Raw genomic sequence first — 18,465 nt, 5'->3', positions numbered from 1 at the left:
ATGGCCGACGACAAATCCAAGACCAAGCAGGATCGCAAACTGGTCTCCAGCGAAGAGCCTTACGAGGTCGCCGCCTTTGCCCGCAAATACGGCATACCGCAAAGCGAGGCCGCAACCATCATCAAGCGTTACGGCCCCTCGAGGAGGAAGCTCGACGCGCATATGGCTAGCCGCAACGCCTGATCCAATTTTGGCGGCGGCCGCCGTTCACGCCAGAAGTGTCCCTGCCCTGCCGCCTTGTCGAGCGTATCGGCACCATCGGCCCGGTGCCGGCCGCTGCTCGTCGCGTCGCGGCTGCGGGATTCAACGCCTGGTTTTGACAGCCGCGGAATACTCTCGCGGCGCAACAACTCATTTACCTCGACACTGTACCAGTCCGGTGAGCAAAGCCGGGGGGTCGGATGCAGGAACAACTATTGCGCTACGAATGTGTCATGGAGCCGAACGGCCGATGGATGGTGTGGGACATCGTTCATGATCTGCCGGCGCAATTTTCGGAAATCGCGCTGATCGGCCTGAGCCGTCGTGAAGCGGTTTCGCTCTGCCGGCTGCTCAACGAGACGAGCCGTTCCGAGACGCGGCAGAGCCGGGCCTCCTGAGAAGCGCTTGCGTCTCAGGCCTGCCCAAGCTCGGGGGATTTACATGCGATCGACAATATTCGGTCTGGTCCTGCTGCTGCCGGCCGCCGCCCTGGCGGAGCCGATCGAGACGCAGAAGATCATCACGGCGGCGACCGGCGACTGGAACGGCGACGGTGCCGCCGATCTGGCGATGATCGTCGAGACCGAGCCCGGCCATCCCATGGACCTGCATTTGTTCCTCAGGGACCGCGACGGCGATTTTCTCAGACCTGCCGGGGTCGTGCATGAACAGATTTACGGTGAATGGAAGAACTACGACCGGCCAGGCCCCGCCACATCCGACACCGAGCCAGAACTCACCGCGCTCCCCAACGGCTCGATCAAGCTCTATATCCCGGCGATGGAGATCGGCAGCGAGCGGACCAACAAGACGCTGACGCTCGCCTGGCGCAATGGCACGTTCGTCGTCGCCGGTTTCGCCTACGAGTATTGGGATTACATGGACGACAATGTTGCCGGCGACTGCGACTACAATGTGCTGACCGGCAAGGGCAAAAGCAGCAAGAAACTGGCGGACGGCACCACCAGGCAAGCGACCGTATCGGTCGAAGGCAAGGTCATCCCATTTGCGGAATGGACCCCGGGCACTGGCTTCAGCGCGTGCGGAGAGTGAGAGGTTTCGGTTGCCTCACTGCAGCGGCGGCTTCCACAGCAGGCTGTTGCGATCGGCGGACTTGACGCGCAGCCAGGTTTCGCGGCCGTCGCGCAGCACCCGGAGCGGGATCTCGGCGCCCGCCGGGCCGCTCTTCCAAAGCTTGCGATAAAAATCGGCGAGCCCGTCGACCGCCGTGTCGCGGACATCCGAGATGACATCGCCTTGGCGAAGGCCCGCCTGGGCGGCCGGACCGCCCTCGGCGACGCTCATTACCACGACCTTGCCGTCGCTCTCGGCCGAGAAGGCGCCGAGCCAGGGCCGCGGCGGCCTGGCGACCTGCCCGCGCGTCAGCAGATCGTCGAGGATGGGCGGCAGCAGATCGATCGGCACAACCATGTTGATGTCGGCGACCTCGCCGTTGCGGCTCATCTGCAGGCGCAGCGAACCGATGCCGAGCAGCCTGCCATCCGCGCCGATCAGGCCGGCGCCGCCCCATGAGGGGTGAGCCGGCGCCGTGAAGATCGCCTCGTCGAGCAGATATTCCCAATAGCCGGCGAACTCCTGCTTGGTGACGATCCGCGCCCGCACCGAGCGGCCGACGCCGTCGGCGAGCACGACGGGATCGCCGATCTTCGCCCTGGACGCATCGCCGAGTGCAATGGCGGGCAGCCCGAGCGGCGCCAGCGCCTGCACCAGGCCGAAGCCCGACTCCTGGTCGTAGGCGAGCGCATGGGCGGGAACCACGCGCCCGTCCTGGTCGGCCAGCCAGACCTCCTCCGCTTCGGTGATGAGATAGCCGATGGTGAGCACCAGCCCGTCGCCGCGGATGACCACGCCGCTGCCCTCGCGGCGGGTGCCAAGTGCGTTTGCCGTGAAGGCGTCCTCCGGCACGGTGGCGCGGACGGCCACGATGGATCGCAAAAGGGGTTCGATATTCATGCTTTGGTTCCTGGCAATGTTCGCAGGCTGATATGGGCTATAGGTATGGCGCAGGTGATCAGGCGCAAGGGGCCGGCGCCGCGCCGTTCGCGCCGGGGTTTTGCAACAGCGCCGGCAGCCCTATCTGTACCTACGGCTATCCGAAGCTGCCCTATGCAAAGTTCCTCCGCCATTACCCAAGTGGATGCTCTGATATCCTCCCAACCCAACCCTTCCAAAGGCCTCCCAAATGAACGACTACGCAACGGACCAATACACGCCGCCAAAAGTCTGGACCTGGAACAAGCCAAATGGCGGCGCCTTCGCCAGCATCAACCGGCCGATCGCCGGCCCGACGCATGACAAGGAGCTGCCGGTCGGCAAGCATCCGCTGCAGCTTTATTCGCTGGCGACACCGAACGGCGTCAAGGTGACGATCATGCTGGAGGAACTTCTGGCGCTCGGCCACAGCGGCGCCGAATACGACGCCTGGCTTATCAGGATCAACGACGGCGACCAGTTCGGCAGCGGCTTCGTCGAGGTCAACCCCAACTCGAAGATCCCGGCCATGATGGACCGCAGTGGGAAAAAGCCGGTCCGCATCTTCGAATCCGGTTCGATCCTGCTCTATCTCGCCGAAAAATTCGGCGAATTCCTGCCGACGGAGCAGCCGGCTCGCGCCGAGACCCTGTCATGGCTGTTCTGGCAAATGGGCTCCGCGCCCTATCTCGGCGGCGGCTTCGGCCATTTCTACGTCTATGCGCCGACGAAGATCGAATATGCCATCGACCGCTTCGCCATGGAAACCAAGCGGCAGATGGACGTGCTCGACCGGCGCCTCGCCGAAAGCGAGTATCTCGGCGGCAGCGACTACACGATTGCCGACATTGCGGTGTGGCCCTGGTACGGCGGGCTGGCCAAGGGCCGTATGTATGACGATTCCGGCGAGTTCCTGCAGGTGGAGCAGTACAAGAACGTGCAGCGCTGGGCCGACGCCATCGACGCGCGGCCGGCGGTCAGGCGCGGCCGCATGGTCAACCGCACCTTCGGCGAGCCTTCGATGCAACTGCACGAGCGCCATGACGCCAGCGATTTCGAGACGAAGACGCAAGACAAGCTCGCGGCGGCCAAAAGCTAAGCGGACGACTGAAACTGCTGATCTCGCCCCCTCGTGGGGGAGATTGGCAGTTTCGGCTGGCCCGTCTCCACCGCCGCCATCCACAGCCGGTCGATGCTGGCCAGGAATTTCTCGTCGAGTTTGTCGAGGTGCTTCCAGTACATGCCGTCCTCGAAGAAATAGCCGAGTTCCTTCTCGATCCTGTCGGCCTCCTCCGCCAGATCGAGCCGCAGCCCGGCAAGCATCTCCGCCTTCATTTCCGAAAGCTGCAAGGAAGAAAGCGCGCCGAGGTCATCGAGCATCAGCCGCGGGAAGATCAGCCGGCTGCGCGGCAGGTCGGATAGGTTGACGCACAGGCAGCCGCGCCGGAGCGCATGGATGAGCAGGCGGGCCGACTTCGCCTCGAGGTTGCGCAGGGTGACGTCGTTGCGCAGCGGATCGGCGCGGCCGACGCCGTAAAAATGCGTGTTGCCGGGCTGGTCGTAGATCATGTCGCAGCCAAGGAATGCCAGCACGTCCGGCTTCTGGCTGTGGATCGTCCAGTAGGCCGCCGTCATCGACATGGTGGCGCCGGCATAGACGAAGCCGCCAAAGCTGTTTTGTGCCGGCACGTAATGCGAGGCGCTGAAGATCTGCGCCTGCTGCAGGGGATCGCCTTGCGGCATCCGCTCCGCCGGGAAATCGCCGGCATGGACGAGGAAATCCCAGTCAGGGCGCACGCGCCAGGCGTTGTTGATGGCCACGATCTTGCCGAAGGCCTGCTTGGGCCAGGCCGCGCAGCGCACCACATCGGGGGCGCTGCCGATCAGCAAGATCACGTTTGGCGTTCCGTCGATGGCCATCATCCCCTCTTCGACCGGCCGACGCGCACCTCGATACCGCACGGTTGAACAGCTTTATAGCCTCAGCGCCCCATCGAAAACACCAGCCGGATTTAGGCTGACATCAACAAAAGCGAGCTTGCCAGCCGGTTGTAAAATGTGGCCTTAGGCACCGTCTTACAAGCAGCAGGCAGGTTTTCCCACTAGCCCAAAAACGACGACATCAGTTGGGCGATATATATTAGTTGACTAAACTAGCGGAACGTCCAATGCACATTCCCAGAACCGAACATGTCCTGTCTAGACCATGATATCTATATGGGACATTACTACATAAGCTGAACGCGACCTCGACCGTTCGGCGGCTGCGCGTCCTCCTACTCCCCAGCAATCTCCCCGTACGCCCGCACCGCCCCATCCTGGCCACGTATCCGCCACGTCTCCCCCTCCCGGGCCTCGAGATAGGACTGGCCGAGCGGCACTTTCCCTCCGCCGTCCGGCAGGTCCAGCACGTAGACGGGATTGCAGATGCCCGACAGGCGCGCACGCAAGGCGCTGACCAGCGCCTGGCCCTCGGCGATCGTGGTGCGCCGGTGCGCCATGCCGCGCACGAGATCACCGTGGTGCAGGTAATAGGGTTTGACGCCAAGGCGATACATCAGCTCGCGGCACAGCTCTTCCAGCACCTCCACCGTGTCGTTCACGCCTTTCAGCAGAACGCTCTGGTTCAGCAGCACGAAGCCGCCCTGCCGCAACGTGCGGCAGGCCCGCTCAGTCGCCTCGGTGATTTCGCGTGGGTGGTTGAAATGGGTGACGACGGTGACCATCAGCCGGCCTTGCAGGGCTTGAACCAGCCCGCCGGTGACGCGCGACGGCAGCGCGACGGGCACGCGAGTGTGGATGCGCAACAGCCGCACATGCTGGATCGCCTCGACGCGGGCACGGATTTCCGCCAGCGCCTTATCCGGCAAGGACAGCGGGTCGCCACCGGTCAGGATCACCTCGCGGATTTCCGGATGGGCCGCGATATATGCGAAGGCTTCATCGAGAGCTTCGCGCGTATAGCCGCGGCCGATCGAGGTCAGCTGCTCCTTGCGGAAGCAGAACCGGCAATAGACCGCGCATTGATAGGTCGGGAACAACAGAACCCGGTCGGCATGTCGATGCGTCAATCTCGGCACGGGACTGAAGGCGTGGTCGGCGATCGGATCGTCGAGCTCGCCCTCCTGCTCCGCCAGTTCGTCGGGCGACGGGATGACCTGAAGCCGTATCGGATCGGCGGGGTCGTTCCAGTCGATCAGGTCGAGATAGGACTTGGGAATGCGAACCTTGTGGCGCGTGGCCGCGGCTTCGGCCGCCGCCCGCTCGGCTGGCGACAGCGGCAGCGAATCCAGATCGCCTATATGCCGCACGCCCTCGCGAACATCGTCCTGCCATGCGGCATCCGCCTCGCGAGCGCACCGGTCATCGGCTGCCATGCCGGCCGCATCGACCGCCATGCCGGCGTCGGGGATGTCGGGTTGTGAGGTCATCGCAGGCTCCTTGAATTTCGGGCCGGGGTACAGCATCGGAGCCGGGACATGAAGGCAATAAACGGTGTTTGGCCGGGTTGGAGGGCGCGGAAGGAAGCCACAACCGGCCACTGATCAGAACAATCGCCCACATCGCTGACGCAAAACATTAGCTTGCTCTTATATTAGCTTGAGCGTATACGCATAAACGGCCGGTGATCTACCCCCCAACCGGTTAGGCTCGGCGCCAGTTCCCTCCCTACCCCTCAGGTCAACGACGCCGGGCCGCTCGGGGTCCGCCCGGTCGCCCGCGGTCGAGACCGGATCGTCGACCTCTTCGATGTCGATCATTCCCCCCTCCTCAACCAGTACCCAAAACACCAGCTGAACCCATCGGCAATGCCCCGCGTCTCTCGGCCTTCCCGTCGCCGGGCGTGGTCGCTAATCTCGGATCGCGAAAATGCTGGAGAAGAGCGTATGGCGAACGACTTGTCGCCAAGGCTTTTGGCGATCGTCGATGCGCTGCCCTTGCGGCAGGGCATGCGAGTGCTGGAGATCGGCTGTGGACCGGGTGCTGCAGCGCGCGAGATCGCGCGCCGGATCGGCGGCGGGCACGTGCTGGCGATCGACCGCTCGGCCAAGGCCATCGCGCAGGCCGGAGCCGCCTCACGCGCCGAGATTGCGGCAGGCCGGCTGAGCCTTCGCCAGGTCGCCATCGAGGATTTCGTGTTGGAGGCGGACGAGAAGCACTTCGACATTGCCGTTGCGGTGCGCGTCGGCGCGCTGGACGGGCGTCATCCCGAAGCAGGAAAAATCGCCCTGCAACGGCTCAAGGCCGCGTTGACCGCTCAAGGCCGGCTGTTCATCGACGGCGGCGATCCGCTGCGCGAAATTGCGATACATGGCTGAGCAGCTCGTGCTTGGCCTCCGGAATCGAGCGTCTACGTGACCGTGAGCGGCAGACCCGGCCTCAGCTCCTCAACCCCGGCGCCTCCTGCCCGGTGCGCTCGACATATTCGGTATAGCCGCCGCCATAGGTGTGGATGCCCTCGGGCGTCAGTTCCAGCACCCGGTTCGACAGCGCTGCCAGGAAATGGCGGTCGTGCGAGACGAACAGCATGGTCCCCTCGTACTGCGACAGCGCCGTGATCAGCATCTCCTTGGTGGCGATGTCGAGGTGGTTGGTCGGCTCGTCCAGCACCAGCAAATTGGGCGGGTCGAACAGCATCAACGCCATCACCAGCCGCGCCTTCTCGCCGCCCGACAGCACGCGGCATTTCTTCTCGATCTCGTCGCCGGAAAAGCCGAAGCAGCCGGCCAGTGCCCTGAGCGGCGCCTGACCGGCCTGCGGAAATGCTTCTTCCAGTGTCTGGAACACGGTGCGCTCGCCCTCCAGCACTTCCATGGCGTGCTGGGCGAAATAGCCCATCTTGACGCTAGGCCCGCGCGCCACCGTGCCATTGTCCGGCTCGGAAGCGCCAGCCACCAGCTTCAGCAGCGTCGACTTGCCGGCGCCGTTGACGCCCATGATGCACCAGCGCTCGCGGCGGCGCACCTGAAAATCCAATCCCTCGTAGATCGAGCGGCTGCCATAGCCCTTGTGCACGTTCTTCAGCGTCACCACGTCCTCGCCGCAGCGCGGCGCCGGCTGGAAATCGAACGACACCTTCTGGCGCCGCTTGGGCGGCTCGACACGGTCGATCTTGTCCAGCTTTTTCACCCGGCTCTGCACCTGGGCGGCATGCGAGGCACGCGCCTTGAAGCGCTCGATAAAGGCGATCTCCTTGGCCAGCATCGCCTGCTGGCGCTCGAACTGCGCCTGCTGCTGCCGGTCGGCAATCGCCCGCTGCTGCTGGTAGAATTCGTAGTTGCCGGAGTAAGCGGTCAGGGAACCGCCGTCGATCTCGACCACCTTGTTGACGATGCGGTTCATGAACTCGCGGTCGTGCGAGGTCATCAGCAACGCGCCGTCATAGTTCTTCAGGAACTGCTCCAGCCAGATCAGGCTTTCCAGGTCGAGATGGTTGCTCGGTTCGTCGAGCAGCATGGCGTCGGGCCGCATCAAAAGGATCCTGGCCAGCGCGACGCGCATCTTCCAGCCGCCGGAGAGTTTCCCGACGTCGCCGTCCATCATCTCCTGGCTGAAGCCGAGCCCGTCCAGCACCTCGCGAGCACGCCCATCCAGCGCGTAACCGTCGAGCTCCTCGAAGCGATGCTGCGCCTCGCCGTAGCGGGCGATGATCTCGTCCATTTCACCGGCGCGATCGGGATCGCCCATGGCATGCTCGAGCTCGCGCATCTCGGCCGCCACTTCGCTCACCGGCCCGGCGCCGTCCATCACCTCGGCAACGGCGCTGCGGCCGGACATGTCGCCGACATCCTGGCTGAAATAGCCGATGGTGACGCCGCGATCGACCGAGACCTGGCCTTCGTCGGGTTGCTCCTCGCCGTTGATCATGCGAAACAGCGTCGTCTTGCCGGCGCCGTTAGGCCCGACCAGCCCGACCTTCTCGCCCTTCTGCAAGGCGGCGGAGGCTTCGATGAAGACAATCTGGCGGCCGTTCTGTTTGCTGATGCTTTCGAGACGAATCATGGTTTTCCGGGGAAGGCCAAAGGAGAGTTCCCGCGCCAATACGCGATAGGTCGCGCTTGCGGAAGCCGCAATTGGTGAGGCGCCCCGCGCCAAATTGTCTGAACCCTACTTGCGCATCGCCCGCCGGAATCGCTCGTCCAGCTGCTGGAACTCGGCAAAGAGCCCATCGCATGCCCGGCGACCCGCTTCGCATCGCATAGTCCGTGTTTGATACAAACTGCCCTGCCGGTCCCTGCTGAGGCGATTGCAGGTTATGGCGGGATACGCCTGTTCGGTGGGCCTTGTGAAACTCCACTGCGTCAGCCCGTCAGCAGAAACGAACAATTCGAAGCGCGATGAGGCAGCAACCCGACGCAACGCTGGAGACGCCCTCACTTGCTCAACCAGATCCAGTGCGTCAGCACCGTGAAAACCGCACATCGTCGACGGCCCATGCGCGTCGCGGTGGATGCCTTCGTCCACCGTCTGGGCGTGCGAGGCGCCGTAAGTTGCGAGCATGATCGCGCCGACTATAAGAAATCTTCTCACTGGAGCTTCCCTATTGGCTACTGCATTCGGTCAACACGTTGGTTGCAGCAGGACCATCACCCGATCCGGCCGGTCACCTCATGGGGCCGGCGGCGCGCCCGCCCTCAAGTCGCACCGGCTCGCCGCCCGGTCCCGATCTTGTCACTAAACCCAAGCGTGATATCTATCTCGTCCGATCGCCCTTCGCAAAGTAGCCGGCGGCCCGGACGATCATACCCGGCCCGATGTCCCATCCTCGCCAAAAATCGCGGTCACCCAGTCGATGAACACGCGTACCCGCGGCGCGAGTTGGCGGTTCTGTGGGTAGAGCGCCGACAGCGGTGTCGGCGACGGCGGGTAATCCGGCAGCACTTCGACAAGCGTGCCGCGTGCGAAATCCCCGGCGAAGCGGTAATGCGGCGCCTGCACCAGGCCGAAGCCGAGACGCGCCAGCTCCGCCATCGTGTCGGAGCCGTTGACCGTCACCCGGCTGGGCAGGCTGATATAGCGCAACGCGCCGCCGACGGTGAATTCGAGCGGCATGACCTCGCCGGTCCGCGACGAGCGGAAGCCGACCATCAGATGGCCTTCGAGATCGTCGGGGGTTGCCGGCATGCCGTGCTTTTCGAGATAGGCGGGGCTGGCGCAGGTGACTTCGCGCAATGTTGCCACCCGCCGCACGATCATGCCGCTGTCGGCCTGTTCGCCGGAACGCAGCACACAGTCGACACCCTCGCGCACCAGATCGACCAGCCGGTCGCCGTCGCCGATATGCAGGTCGATCCCGGGGTAGCTGTCGAGGAATTCGGAGAGCCGCGGCAGGATGAAATGGCGGGCCATGAAGCCGTGCACGTCGATCCTCAAAAGGCCCTGCGGCTGCGCCGATTGAAAGCCGGCCTCGGCATCCTCGACATCGGCAAGGATGGCGAGGCAGCGCTGGTAATAGGCCTGGCCGTCCAATGTCGGCCTGACATGGCGCGTGGTGCGTTCGAGCAGCCTCACCCCAGCCGCGCCTCCAGTTCCTTGATCGCCTCGGTGGCGGTCGATCGCGACATCGACAGATCGGCGGCCGCCGCGGTGAAGCTGCCGCGCTCGATCACACGGGCAAGGAGGCGCATCCGGTCGAGACTGTCCATCGCCATTGTTCGCCATATCCGAATGGTGTTGGCAAGTCCCGAGCGATTATCCCGCAGGATTTGTCGACTATTTTCAGCCGAGAAGAATTGGAGAGCTGACATGACTACGCGGAATGGAAAGGTGGCGTTGGTAACCGGCGCCTCGAAGGGTATCGGCGCCGAAATTGCCAGAAGGCTGGCACGCGACGGCTTTTCGGTCGTCGTCAACTATGCCAGGGGTGCTGAAGCCGCCGAAGGCGTGGTGCGCGGGATCGAGGCGGCAGGCGGCACGGCGATCGCCGTCCAGGCCGATGTCGGCGATCCCAAGGGCGCGGCGCATCTGTTCGACGCAGCCGAGCAGGCCTTTGGCGGCCTCGACGTGCTGGTCAACAATGCCGGCATCATGAAGCTCGCGCCGATCGCGCAGATGGACGACACCGGTTTCGAGCAGCAGGTCGCGGTGAATCTCGGTGGCGTCTTCCGCGGCATGCGCGAGGCCGCAAGAAGGCTGCGCGAGGGCGGCCGCATCATCAGCTTCTCGTCCAGCGTGGTCGGGCTCTACCAGCCGACCTACGGCGTTTACGCTGCCACCAAAGCCGGCGTCGAGGCGATGACCCATGTGCTGGCCAAGGAACTCGGGCCGCGCGGCATCACCGTCAATGTCGTGGCGCCGGGGCCGGTGGCCACCGATCTGTTCCTCGGAGGCAAGTCCGAGGCACTGGTCGAGACGATCACCAGGATGATCCCGCTCGGGCGGCTCGGCCAGCCTACCGACATCGCCGCCGTGGTGTCGTTCCTCGCCGGACCGGACAGTGGCTGGGTCAACGGCCAGGTGCTGCGCGCCAATGGCGGCACGGTCTGACTTTACCTCCAACAACCAACAGGAAATCGACATCATGCCGTTTGCAAATTTCAAGGTGCCTGAGCGCGCGCTGTCCGTCGGACAGAAGGAGGACCTCGTCCACAAGACCACAGCCCTGTTCGTCGAGATGTTCGGCGAAGGCGTGCGCCCCTACACGATGGTGCTGATCGAGGAGGTAGCCGATGGCGGCTACGGCCGTGCCGACGTGGTGTTCAGGATTCCTGGGGGAAGGACGTGAAGCTGACGATGCCCTTCTGGGACCATCAAGGGAGAGATTGCAGCTTGGCGGTCGCGCGCTAGATCGCTGGCAGAGGCTAAGGCGAGGCCAGCGATGGACGATTGGAAACTACCTTGGGACGGCGGTTGCCTGTGCGGCGGGATACGCTTTCGCATCAGCGCCCCGCCTTTGCTGACGACGGCGTGTCACTGCACCGGCTGCCAGAAGCTGAGCGCCAGCGCGTATTCCCTGACCATCGCCGTGCCCAGCGACGGTTTCGCCATAACGCAAGGCAAGCCGGTGGTCGGCGGCCTGCACGGCCCGCATCGGCAACTCTATTGCCCGCATTGCAAGAACTGGATGTTCACGCGTCCGCATGGGCTGGACTTTTTCGTCAACGTTCGTGCGACCATGCTGGACGAACATCATTGGTATGTGCCTTTCGTCGAAGTCTTCACGTCGGAAAAGCTGCCCTGGGCTTCGACCGCCGCTAGCCACAGTTTCGCTACGCAGCCCGACCTCGAGGGATACGCCCCTTTGATTGAAGCGTTCGCCCGCGAAGCGGCGCGGCCAACCTGACCGGTTGCCGCCCGAAGGCAGCGCCAGCCTCCGTGCCTCACCGCAACCCCACCCAGACAGGCGCGTGGTCGCTGGCGCCGACCTCGCCACGCACGTCGCGGTCGATGCCCGCCGTTACCAGCCGGCGCGACAGCTTCTTCGAGAGCAAGATATGGTCGAGCCGCAGGCCGGCATCGCGCGGCCAGCGGTTGCGGCGATAGTCCCAGAATGTGTAGAGCGTCTCCGTCGGGTGCTTCTTGCGCAGCGCGTCAAGCCAGCCCTGGTCGAGCAGCCGCTGGAACGATGCGCGGCTTTCCGGCTGGACCAGCGCGTTGTCGTCATAGGAGCGGGTCGGGTAGATGTCGCGCGGCTCGGGCACGATGTTGTAGTCGCCGGCCAGCACCACCGGCAGGCCGGTGTCGAGCAACTGCGCCGCATGCGCCTCCAGCCTTTCGTGCCAGGCCAGCTTGTACTGGAACTTCGGGCCGGGCTGCGGGTTGCCGTTCGGCGCGTAGAGCGACGCGACGACGATACCGTTGACCGCCGCTTCGATGTAGCGCGCCTGCTGGTCGCTATCGTCGCCGGGCAGCGCCTCGCGGGTCAGAACGGGTTCTGAGCCACGCGACAGGATGGCGACGCCGTTCCAGGTCGGCTGCCCGACCCAAACCGCGCCGTAGCCGGCGGCCGCCAGCGCGGTGCGCGGAAACTGCGTCTGCCTGGTCTTGAGCTCCTGCAGGCAGGCGATGTCGGGTTTGGCGGCGGCCAGCCATGCGAGCAGGTTCGGCAGCCGGCTGTTGATGTTGTTGACGTTGAAGGTGGCGATCTTCATCGGCCTGCTTCAGCGCACGATGCGTTCGGTCCACGCTTTCACCGCATCAGCGAGCGTCTTCAGATGATCGGCGGTGGAGAAACCGGAGATGTTTTTGCGCGGCTTCAGATCGTGGTCGCCGTCTTCCAGCCAGAAAATCTCGATTGCGTCGGACAGAGCATAGGTCGCGACCTCGTCTTTGGTCCCGAACTCGTCGCGCGTGCCTTGGAAGATCAATGTCGGCGTTTTGAGATCGGCGAGGTGTTTTGTCCGAAGCTGCGTCGGTTTGCCCGGCGGATGGAAAGGGTAGCCAAGGCAAAGCAGGCCCGAGATCTCGCCCTTCGAAAACATCTCGTCGGCGATCATCGAAGCGACGCGTCCGCCCATCGACTTGCCGCCGACGATCAGCGGACCCGTCACGCCCTTCGCCCGGAGGTCGGCGATCGCCTTGACGTATTCCGGGTTAACCGTCTCGGCGCGCGGCGGCGGCTTGCGGTGGCCATAGCGGCGGGCCGCCATGTAGTGGAATTCAAAGCGCGCAACGCGAAAGCCCGCAGTGGCGAGCGCCTTGGCCGTGGCGGTCATCGAAGCCGAGTCCATCGGCGCCCCGGCGCCGTGGGCGAGCAGGATGGTGGCGGGGGCGTGTTCGTCGCCGTCGAAGAGGAAGGCGGTTGGCATCGGGCTTCGAACTCCAGAAAGGTAGGCCCGCAACGACTATGGCCGCGCTGCACTCACGTTACAAATCTGTGACTGCAGATACTCGATCTGGGCCGTCTGATATTCGGGCCAGTTTGCCCGATCGAGACCGCCAACCCAGGAGCAAGCCGCTTCACGCCCATGAACCTGTTCCAGCAGGCAAAAGTAAGCATGATCTCGCCACGTTCCGCACAACTGCTCGTTACCGTTCATGACATCCAGCGCCGAAGACCAAGTGAACCACCGTTTGATCCACTCGCCAACCTTGCCATCCAAATCATCGACGCACTGGGCTATAAACGCATCAAGGTCCTGTTCATTCGCAACCCAGAAGGCGCCTCGACCTCCAGATAAAAAATTTCCGTCAATCCTATCGAAGGCAACTCCGAGGAATTGTGCGTTCAATTGCTCAGAACTTCTAGTTTTGAACTGCGCTGAACTTGGATCTTTAACCTCATACCAGGCGCTAAAATCTCTGTATGACTTGGCGAATTTCTTCCATTTGAACACGGCAGAGAGTGAGCAGTCATATTCTCCGTACCGGCGGTCAGCATGGCAATCGAACGCAACGCTGAAGTCCGTCAGATTGTCCGCTGAAAAGACCACGAGCCTGCTGCTGTCCGGCTTGAACCATTTCGCCCCAAGGCGCGAGTGAAGTTCTTCTGAAACTGTTTTTCGAATGGTCTTTGAATCCAGCATCTGGGTCAGGACGCCGATTTCTGCGCCAGTTGCAAATCGACGAACTGGATACCCTTGGCAGCCATCCGCGCCCATTCGGAGCTGGCGTCGAGCTCGAGATAGCGCGACCAGTTCCGCCGTGCCTCGGCAAGCTTGCCGGCGTCGAACTCCAGCCGGGCGAGGTTGAACACAGCGTCGGCATAGTTTTGGTCGAGCGCGATCGCCTTTTGCAGATGCCGCCGCGCCGACGCCTCGCGGCCCTGCTCGGTCATCAGCCCGGCCAGATTGAACCAGGCCTCGACAAAGCCGGGGTCGAGCTTGATCGCGCGGGCATAGTCGTGCGCCGCCTCGGCCGCATGGCCGGAGGCGCGCAGGCAGTTGGCGCGGTTGAAGGCGGCAATCGCATCGCTCGGATCGATGGCCAGGCAGCGTTGGTAGAGCGCCGCCGCCTGCTCGTGGTGTTCAGCCTCCTCCGCCGCCTCGGCGTCGGCGAAGAGTTCCTCCAGCGTGTCGTCATCGGGCGATCCCAAGTCGAACAGCAATTGCCCGTCGAGTTCGCTCTGGCCGCCCTCGAGATAGATCGCATCGGCGCGCCCATGCTGCGAGCCGACATTGAGTGACTTGGCGGTGAGCGAGGCGACCGGACCGGAGCGGTGCACCGAGCGCGCGATCGCCCCCCACGAAGCGCCGCCGGCAATCAGCCCGGCATATTTGCGGGCGAGGATCAAATCGCGGAAGGAATAGGGCTCGCCATCATGCTCGAAGGCATCGAAAAGCGACAAGAGGTCGAGATCGGCGGCGGCAAGCCGCGACTGGTCGATGAGCGACTGCCGCGAGAGCGCCGAAGCCTCCGGCGCCTTCATCAGCCCGAGCAGGCGCAGAAATCCGTTCTCGCTGACCAGCTTACGCCCGGCCGCGCGCTCGGCCGCGATACGGCGTTCGATCTCGGCATCCCCGGCCTTGGCGAGATGCAAGCGGCCGAACACGACATGGGTGGTGCGCCTGTTGACGCCGCGCCGCAACTGGCCCTGCTGGCGCTCAACCTCGCGCGCGGCCAGCCGAAGTGGAAACGCCGCCAGCGCCCCGACGATGCCGAAGATGGTGCCGGAGGTTATACCGGTAGGCGCTGTCACCCTTTGCTCTTGCCGACGGCCTTGAGCAAATTGGCCTTGAGCGGATTTTCCTTAGCCGCGCCGGCGCCAGCCTTCGCGGATTTCGCTGCGGGCTTCGCCGCGTCGTCTGCCTTGCTCTTCGACTTGGCCGGCGGCTTGGCCGACTGCGACAGGCTCGCCTTCAGCGCATCCATGAGATTGATGACATTGCCGCGCTCAGGCGCCGCCGCGATGATCGGCTTGTGGCCCTTGAGCTTCTCGCGGATCATCGCCATCAGCGCGATCTCGTAGCGGTCCTCGTAATTCTTCGGATCGAAGGTGGTTTCCTTCTGCTTGATCAGCGCTTCGGCCAATTGCAGCATTTCAGGATCTGGATTTCCGGCCGGGATATTGCCGAAATATTCAGCCGTGCCACGCACTTCGTTCGGATTCCTCAAGGTGCAGACGAACATGCCGTTCTCGCGCGCGCCGATCGTCACCACGCGCTCGCGGCTGGACAGCACCAGGCGGGCGATCGCCAGCTTGCCGGATTTGCGCATCGCTTCGCGCAGCACGGCGAAGGTCTCCTCGGCCATTGCGCCGTCCGGCGCCAGGTAATAGGGCGCATCCTGATAGATGACGTCGACCGAATGCTCGTCGACAAAGGCCTCGATGTTCATCGTATGGTTGGATTCGATGCGCACCGCATCGAGATCGGAGTCCTCGATGATGATGTACTGCTTGTCCTCGTATTCGTAGCCCTTGACCAGGTCCGAACGCTCGACCAGCCCGAGCTCGGGGTCGACCGGCTTCATGTTGATGCGGTTGTGCGTCTTCTTGTGCAGCTGGTTGAAGCTGATGCGCTCGCTGGCGCTCGTCGCCGGATAGAGCCGGACCGGACAGCTGACCAGACTGAGCTTGAGGTAACCTTTCCAACTTGCCCTGGGCGCCATGAAATACTCCTACGCGGCCTTGTGCTGTCGAACTGTTCGCAGCATTCGTTCGTCCGGAGGACGAACGGGGCTGCCGAAATCCTACATTGACCCTTACAATACCGGCAAATCCCTAGCGAAATCTTCCTCCGCTGAGAGCCGCCTGCAGGCAAGAGGTCCGTGGCGAAGAATAATTCAAATTTTCCGGAGCGTCGATGGAGTCTGGGCCGGAGTCTGGGGCGGCGCCCGCCGGACTACCTCGCGGTGGTTATCACCGGCAAATCCCGGGCGAAATCTTCCATGTCGGCCCAGGGATCGCCTGACGTCGCCAGCAGGCCCGGCAGCGACGAGTAATTCAGATCCTGCGGAGCGTCGATGGTCGCCAGATCGCTCCAGCTCACCGGCGTCGAGGCCGGCAAATTGGTGCGCGCGCGCAGCGAATAGGGAGCCGCCGAAGTGTGGCCGCGCGCATTGCGATGATAATCGATGAAGATGCGTCGCTTGCGGTTGTCCTTGCCCATGGTGGTGGTGAAAGTGTCGGGCGCGGTGGCGGCAAGATGCGTGGAGATGGCGCTGGTCGCCTGGTGCAGTTTCTTCCAGTTCTGCTTTTGCGTGACCGGCACGGTGATGTGGATGCCGTGGCCGCCGGAGGTCTTGGCGAACGGCACCAGTCCTAGCGCTTCCAGCTCGCCCTTGATATGCACCGCCGCCTCCACCACCTCGCGCCAGGCGATCCCCTCGCCCGGGTCGAGGTCGAACACGATCAAATCGGGCTTGTCGAGCCGCGTGCGATGGGTGCCCCAGGTGTGGAACTCGACGACGCCGAACTGCGCCAGAGCCAGATAGCCCTTGGCGTCTTCCACCGAGAGGTAGGATTTGGTCTCGCCCTCCGAATTGGTCGCCTCGAAGGTCGCCACCGAGGACGGCATGCCGGTGAAGGCATGGCGCTGGAAAAAACAGTCCTGCGGCTTGCCGGTCGGGCAGCGCACCAGCGATACCGGCCGGCCAAGGATATGCGGCAGCATGAAATCGCCGACCAGCGCGTAATAGACGGCGATGTCGAGCTTGGTCGGGCCGGTCTTGCCGAACAGCCGCCGCGTCGGGTTGGTCACCCAGATTGTGGCGAGATCGGCCTCGGCGATCAGCCGCTTGCGCTTGGCCGAAACCGGCGTCGACAGGCCGACGTCGCGCAGGCCGCGGAACACGGCATGGCGCAGCGCATTGTCGGTGGTCCGGTTGGCGTAGTGGATATGCGCCGAGAGCAGCGGCCGCACCCAGTTCATCTCGCGCATGATTTCGCGGGGAACCCCTTCGGGCGCGGATGCACCGGCCCGCAATGGCTCCAGCCGCGCCAGCAATTCGCCTGCGGTCGCGGCATCGAAGCCGGTGCCGACCTTGCCGCGATAATGCAGTTCGCCGTCCTCGAATTCGCCGAGGCCAAGTGCAGCCAACCCCTCTGCCGCAGCGGAGATCGTGTAGCCGGCGATGACGAAGTCGCCGGTCTGGAGCGCCTTGGTCTTGGTCCAGGTCTTGGTACGGCCGCTCTGGTAGATTGCCGTGGCGCGCTTGGAGACGACACCCTCGAGCCCCATCTCGGATGCCTGGTCATAAAGTGCCTGGCCGTCGCGCTCGACATGATCGCTGAGCTGGATGGCCGAATTGGCGCCGAGACCGGACAGCAGTTGCGAAAGCAGCGCCTTGCGCCGGCGGAGCGGCGCTTGTCTCAAGTCCCAGCCGTCGAGATAGAGAAGGTCGAAGGCGTAGAAGTGGAGCTTGTTGCCGGCGCCTTCGGCGAGCGCGTCTTGCAAAAGCGCAAAGCGACTGATGCCCTTGGCGTCGAGCGCGACGACCTCGCCGTCGATGATCGCCTCGCGGCACGGCAGCCTGGCGAATGCAAGCGGCAGGTCGCCATAGCGCTTCGTCCAGTCGAGGCCGGCGCGGGTGATCAGCCTGACCTTCCCGTCGGAAACATGCGCCATGGTGCGGTAGCCGTCGAACTTGATCTCGTGCAGCCAGGCTTCGCCCGTTCGGGCGGCGGGGTCATCGCCGCCCGGCGGCTTCGGAACCTGCGTAGCCAACTGCGGCTCGATCCGGGAAGGCGGCGCCGCCTTGACGGCGCCCGGCAAAGCGCCGGGTTTCAGCACCATCGGCCTGGCAGGTTTGGCGGCAGGCTTCGGCGCTGCCACCAGCTCCTCGATGCGGCGTCCGGATTTGACGCTTTCCGGGCGGGCTTCCAATATGTCGAGTGTGGCGTCGGCGGCGAGATCACGCTCCTTGAACAGCAGCCAGTTCTTCTTGCCCTCATCCTCGCCGGGCTTCGGTTTCAGCCGCGTCAGCATCCAGCCGCCATTCAGCTTCTCACCGGCGAGCCTGAACTTGAAGGAACCGGTGCGCAAACTCTTTTCGACATCGTCCATCGGCGCCCAGACGCCGGTATCCCAGACGATCATCGGCCCGCCGCCATATTCGCCTTCGGGAATGACACCTTCGAAGTCGATATATTCGAGCGGATGGTCCTCGGTCTCGACCGCCAGCCTTTTGTCGGCGGGATTGAGCGACGGGCCGCGCGGCACCGCCCAGCTCTTCAGCACGTCGCCGACCTGCAGGCGCAGATCGTAGTGATCGGCGGTGGCGTGATGCTTGTGGACGACGAAACGATTGCCTTCACCGGCAACCAGACCGCCGGCTGGTTCCGGCGTCCTCGTGAACTCGCGCTTGGCGCGATAGGCCTTGAGCTTCGAAGGAGCTGGCATGGACTAGGCGCGGGTGATGGGTAAAAGCAACGAGCGCGGCATCAAAATCCCA

General features: G+C 63.9%; 20 protein-coding genes and 1 pseudogene. 8 read left to right on the top strand and 13 right to left on the bottom strand.

The window, feature by feature from the left end; translation table 11 throughout:
* From NKI19_RS05790 to NKI19_RS05780, 3 genes are all read left to right on the top strand, one after another.
* Positions 1–183 carry a DUF3606 domain-containing protein gene (locus NKI19_RS05790; protein ID WP_352490958.1) on the top strand — a complete coding sequence of 61 codons (183 nt, stop codon included), beginning with the start codon at positions 1–3 and terminating at the stop codon, positions 181–183.
* Positions 184–401: 218 nt separating this feature from the next.
* On the top strand, positions 402–599 hold the full coding sequence (locus NKI19_RS05785; RefSeq protein ID WP_031211486.1) for a hypothetical protein: 198 nt from the start codon (positions 402–404) through the stop codon (positions 597–599).
* A gap of 43 nt (positions 600–642) precedes the next feature.
* Positions 643–1,254 carry a hypothetical protein gene (locus tag NKI19_RS05780; protein WP_352490957.1) on the top strand — a complete coding sequence of 204 codons (612 nt, stop codon included), beginning with the start codon at positions 643–645 and terminating at the stop codon, positions 1,252–1,254.
* Positions 1,255–1,269: 15 nt separating this feature from the next.
* Here NKI19_RS05780 and NKI19_RS05775 read toward each other — a convergent pair whose 3' ends face one another.
* On the bottom strand, positions 1,270–2,175 hold the full coding sequence (locus NKI19_RS05775) for a S1C family serine protease (protein WP_352564250.1): 906 nt from the start codon (positions 2,173–2,175) through the stop codon (positions 1,270–1,272).
* Positions 2,176–2,404: 229 nt separating this feature from the next.
* On the opposite strand from NKI19_RS05775, the gene yghU reads away from it, so the two are divergent.
* A complete protein-coding gene (yghU, locus tag NKI19_RS05770) occupies positions 2,405–3,292 on the top strand; it encodes a glutathione-dependent disulfide-bond oxidoreductase (protein WP_352564248.1) in 888 nt (295 codons plus the stop codon).
* Here the strand turns inward: yghU and NKI19_RS05765 are convergent.
* The 3 genes from NKI19_RS05765 to NKI19_RS05755 form a co-directional block, all read right to left on the bottom strand.
* The gene (locus NKI19_RS05765) at positions 3,289–4,113 is read right to left on the bottom strand and encodes a hypothetical protein (RefSeq protein WP_352564246.1); all 825 of its coding nucleotides are present in this window, start codon (positions 4,111–4,113) and stop codon (positions 3,289–3,291) included. The genes yghU and NKI19_RS05765 overlap by 4 nt on opposite strands.
* A 356-nt stretch (positions 4,114–4,469) precedes the next feature.
* The gene (locus NKI19_RS05760) at positions 4,470–5,570 is read right to left on the bottom strand and encodes a KamA family radical SAM protein (RefSeq protein ID WP_352564527.1); all 1,101 of its coding nucleotides are present in this window, start codon (positions 5,568–5,570) and stop codon (positions 4,470–4,472) included.
* 213 nt (positions 5,571–5,783) lie between these two features.
* Entirely contained in the window at positions 5,784–5,954 is a 171-nt protein-coding gene (locus NKI19_RS05755) for a hypothetical protein (RefSeq protein WP_352564244.1), read from the bottom strand.
* Between the two features lie 126 nt (positions 5,955–6,080).
* On the opposite strand from NKI19_RS05755, the gene NKI19_RS05750 reads away from it, so the two are divergent.
* A complete protein-coding gene (locus tag NKI19_RS05750) occupies positions 6,081–6,512 on the top strand; it encodes an SAM-dependent methyltransferase (protein ID WP_352564242.1) in 432 nt (143 codons plus the stop codon).
* A 61-nt stretch (positions 6,513–6,573) separates the two neighbouring features.
* On the opposite strand, the gene NKI19_RS05745 is transcribed toward NKI19_RS05750, so the two are convergent.
* From NKI19_RS05745 to NKI19_RS05735, 3 genes and pseudogenes are all read right to left on the bottom strand, one after another.
* Positions 6,574–8,196: an ABC-F family ATP-binding cassette domain-containing protein gene (locus NKI19_RS05745; RefSeq protein ID WP_352564240.1), complete on the bottom strand. Its 1,623-nt coding sequence runs from the start codon at positions 8,194–8,196 to the stop codon at positions 6,574–6,576.
* Positions 8,197–8,301: 105 nt separating this feature from the next.
* Positions 8,302–8,724, bottom strand: a complete 423-nt coding sequence (locus NKI19_RS05740) for a hypothetical protein (protein WP_352564238.1) — start codon at positions 8,722–8,724, stop codon at positions 8,302–8,304.
* 210 nt (positions 8,725–8,934) lie between these two features.
* A pseudogene (locus NKI19_RS05735) lies at positions 8,935–9,839 on the bottom strand (LysR family transcriptional regulator).
* 100 nt (positions 9,840–9,939) lie between these two features.
* On the opposite strand from NKI19_RS05735, the gene NKI19_RS05730 reads away from it, so the two are divergent.
* The 3 genes from NKI19_RS05730 to NKI19_RS05720 all read left to right on the top strand — a co-directional run bounded on the left by NKI19_RS05730 (position 9,940) and on the right by NKI19_RS05720 (position 11,476).
* On the top strand, positions 9,940–10,680 hold the full coding sequence (locus tag NKI19_RS05730) for an SDR family oxidoreductase (RefSeq protein ID WP_352564236.1): 741 nt from the start codon (positions 9,940–9,942) through the stop codon (positions 10,678–10,680).
* A 34-nt stretch (positions 10,681–10,714) separates the two neighbouring features.
* Positions 10,715–10,918: a tautomerase family protein gene (locus NKI19_RS05725; RefSeq protein WP_352564235.1), complete on the top strand. Its 204-nt coding sequence runs from the start codon at positions 10,715–10,717 to the stop codon at positions 10,916–10,918.
* Positions 10,919–11,011: 93 nt separating this feature from the next.
* Entirely contained in the window at positions 11,012–11,476 is a 465-nt protein-coding gene (locus NKI19_RS05720; protein ID WP_352564233.1) for a GFA family protein, read from the top strand.
* A gap of 37 nt (positions 11,477–11,513) precedes the next feature.
* On the opposite strand, the gene NKI19_RS05715 is transcribed toward NKI19_RS05720, so the two are convergent.
* The 6 genes from NKI19_RS05715 to ligD all read right to left on the bottom strand — a co-directional run bounded on the left by NKI19_RS05715 (position 11,514) and on the right by ligD (position 18,413).
* Positions 11,514–12,284 carry an exodeoxyribonuclease III gene (locus NKI19_RS05715; protein ID WP_352564232.1) on the bottom strand — a complete coding sequence of 257 codons (771 nt, stop codon included), beginning with the start codon at positions 12,282–12,284 and terminating at the stop codon, positions 11,514–11,516.
* Between the two features lie 9 nt (positions 12,285–12,293).
* Positions 12,294–12,941, bottom strand: a complete 648-nt coding sequence (locus NKI19_RS05710) for an alpha/beta hydrolase family protein (protein ID WP_352564230.1) — start codon at positions 12,939–12,941, stop codon at positions 12,294–12,296.
* A gap of 36 nt (positions 12,942–12,977) precedes the next feature.
* The gene (locus tag NKI19_RS05705) at positions 12,978–13,658 is read right to left on the bottom strand and encodes a hypothetical protein (RefSeq protein ID WP_352564229.1); all 681 of its coding nucleotides are present in this window, start codon (positions 13,656–13,658) and stop codon (positions 12,978–12,980) included.
* Between the two features lie 5 nt (positions 13,659–13,663).
* Entirely contained in the window at positions 13,664–14,770 is a 1,107-nt protein-coding gene (locus tag NKI19_RS05700; protein ID WP_352564227.1) for a tetratricopeptide repeat protein, read from the bottom strand.
* Positions 14,767–15,681 (bottom strand): non-homologous end joining protein Ku, encoded by a 915-nt coding sequence (gene ku / locus NKI19_RS05695; RefSeq protein WP_352564225.1) that lies wholly within the window; start codon positions 15,679–15,681, stop codon positions 14,767–14,769. Before ku ends, NKI19_RS05700 begins: the two co-directional genes overlap by 4 nt.
* 233 nt (positions 15,682–15,914) lie before the next feature.
* A complete protein-coding gene (gene ligD / locus NKI19_RS05690; protein WP_352564223.1) occupies positions 15,915–18,413 on the bottom strand; it encodes a DNA ligase D in 2,499 nt (832 codons plus the stop codon).
* Between the last annotated feature and the right edge of the window lie 52 nt (positions 18,414–18,465).

This window comes from Mesorhizobium sp. M0751, from assembly GCF_040320265.1.
Classification (GTDB): domain Bacteria; phylum Pseudomonadota; class Alphaproteobacteria; order Rhizobiales; family Rhizobiaceae; genus Mesorhizobium.
Note: the sequence above shows the minus strand (reverse complement) of the source record. Positions and strands in the feature narration are given on the sequence as shown.

What these genes read in the sequence shown, in the direction of transcription:
- NKI19_RS05790 (WP_352490958.1), top strand. Translation starts at nt 1, where the DNA reads ATGGCCGACGACAAATCCAAGACCAAGCAGGATCGCAAACTGGTCTCC.
- NKI19_RS05785 (WP_031211486.1), top strand. Translation starts at nt 402, where the DNA reads ATGCAGGAACAACTATTGCGCTACGAATGTGTCATGGAGCCGAACGGC.
- NKI19_RS05780 (WP_352490957.1), top strand. Translation starts at nt 643, where the DNA reads ATGCGATCGACAATATTCGGTCTGGTCCTGCTGCTGCCGGCCGCCGCC.
- NKI19_RS05775 (WP_352564250.1), bottom strand. Translation starts at nt 2,175, where the DNA reads ATGAATATCGAACCCCTTTTGCGATCCATCGTGGCCGTCCGCGCCACC.
- yghU (WP_352564248.1), top strand. Translation starts at nt 2,405, where the DNA reads ATGAACGACTACGCAACGGACCAATACACGCCGCCAAAAGTCTGGACC.
- NKI19_RS05765 (WP_352564246.1), bottom strand. Translation starts at nt 4,113, where the DNA reads ATGGCCATCGACGGAACGCCAAACGTGATCTTGCTGATCGGCAGCGCC.
- NKI19_RS05760 (WP_352564527.1), bottom strand. Translation starts at nt 5,570, where the DNA reads ATGGCAGCCGATGACCGGTGCGCTCGCGAGGCGGATGCCGCATGGCAG.
- NKI19_RS05755 (WP_352564244.1), bottom strand. Translation starts at nt 5,954, where the DNA reads ATGATCGACATCGAAGAGGTCGACGATCCGGTCTCGACCGCGGGCGAC.
- NKI19_RS05750 (WP_352564242.1), top strand. Translation starts at nt 6,081, where the DNA reads ATGGCGAACGACTTGTCGCCAAGGCTTTTGGCGATCGTCGATGCGCTG.
- NKI19_RS05745 (WP_352564240.1), bottom strand. Translation starts at nt 8,196, where the DNA reads ATGATTCGTCTCGAAAGCATCAGCAAACAGAACGGCCGCCAGATTGTC.
- NKI19_RS05730 (WP_352564236.1), top strand. Translation starts at nt 9,940, where the DNA reads ATGACTACGCGGAATGGAAAGGTGGCGTTGGTAACCGGCGCCTCGAAG.
- NKI19_RS05725 (WP_352564235.1), top strand. Translation starts at nt 10,715, where the DNA reads ATGCCGTTTGCAAATTTCAAGGTGCCTGAGCGCGCGCTGTCCGTCGGA.
- NKI19_RS05720 (WP_352564233.1), top strand. Translation starts at nt 11,012, where the DNA reads ATGGACGATTGGAAACTACCTTGGGACGGCGGTTGCCTGTGCGGCGGG.
- NKI19_RS05715 (WP_352564232.1), bottom strand. Translation starts at nt 12,284, where the DNA reads ATGAAGATCGCCACCTTCAACGTCAACAACATCAACAGCCGGCTGCCG.
- NKI19_RS05710 (WP_352564230.1), bottom strand. Translation starts at nt 12,941, where the DNA reads ATGCCAACCGCCTTCCTCTTCGACGGCGACGAACACGCCCCCGCCACC.
- NKI19_RS05705 (WP_352564229.1), bottom strand. Translation starts at nt 13,658, where the DNA reads ATGCTGGATTCAAAGACCATTCGAAAAACAGTTTCAGAAGAACTTCAC.
- ku (WP_352564225.1), bottom strand. Translation starts at nt 15,681, where the DNA reads ATGGCGCCCAGGGCAAGTTGGAAAGGTTACCTCAAGCTCAGTCTGGTC.
- ligD (WP_352564223.1), bottom strand. Translation starts at nt 18,413, where the DNA reads ATGCCAGCTCCTTCGAAGCTCAAGGCCTATCGCGCCAAGCGCGAGTTC.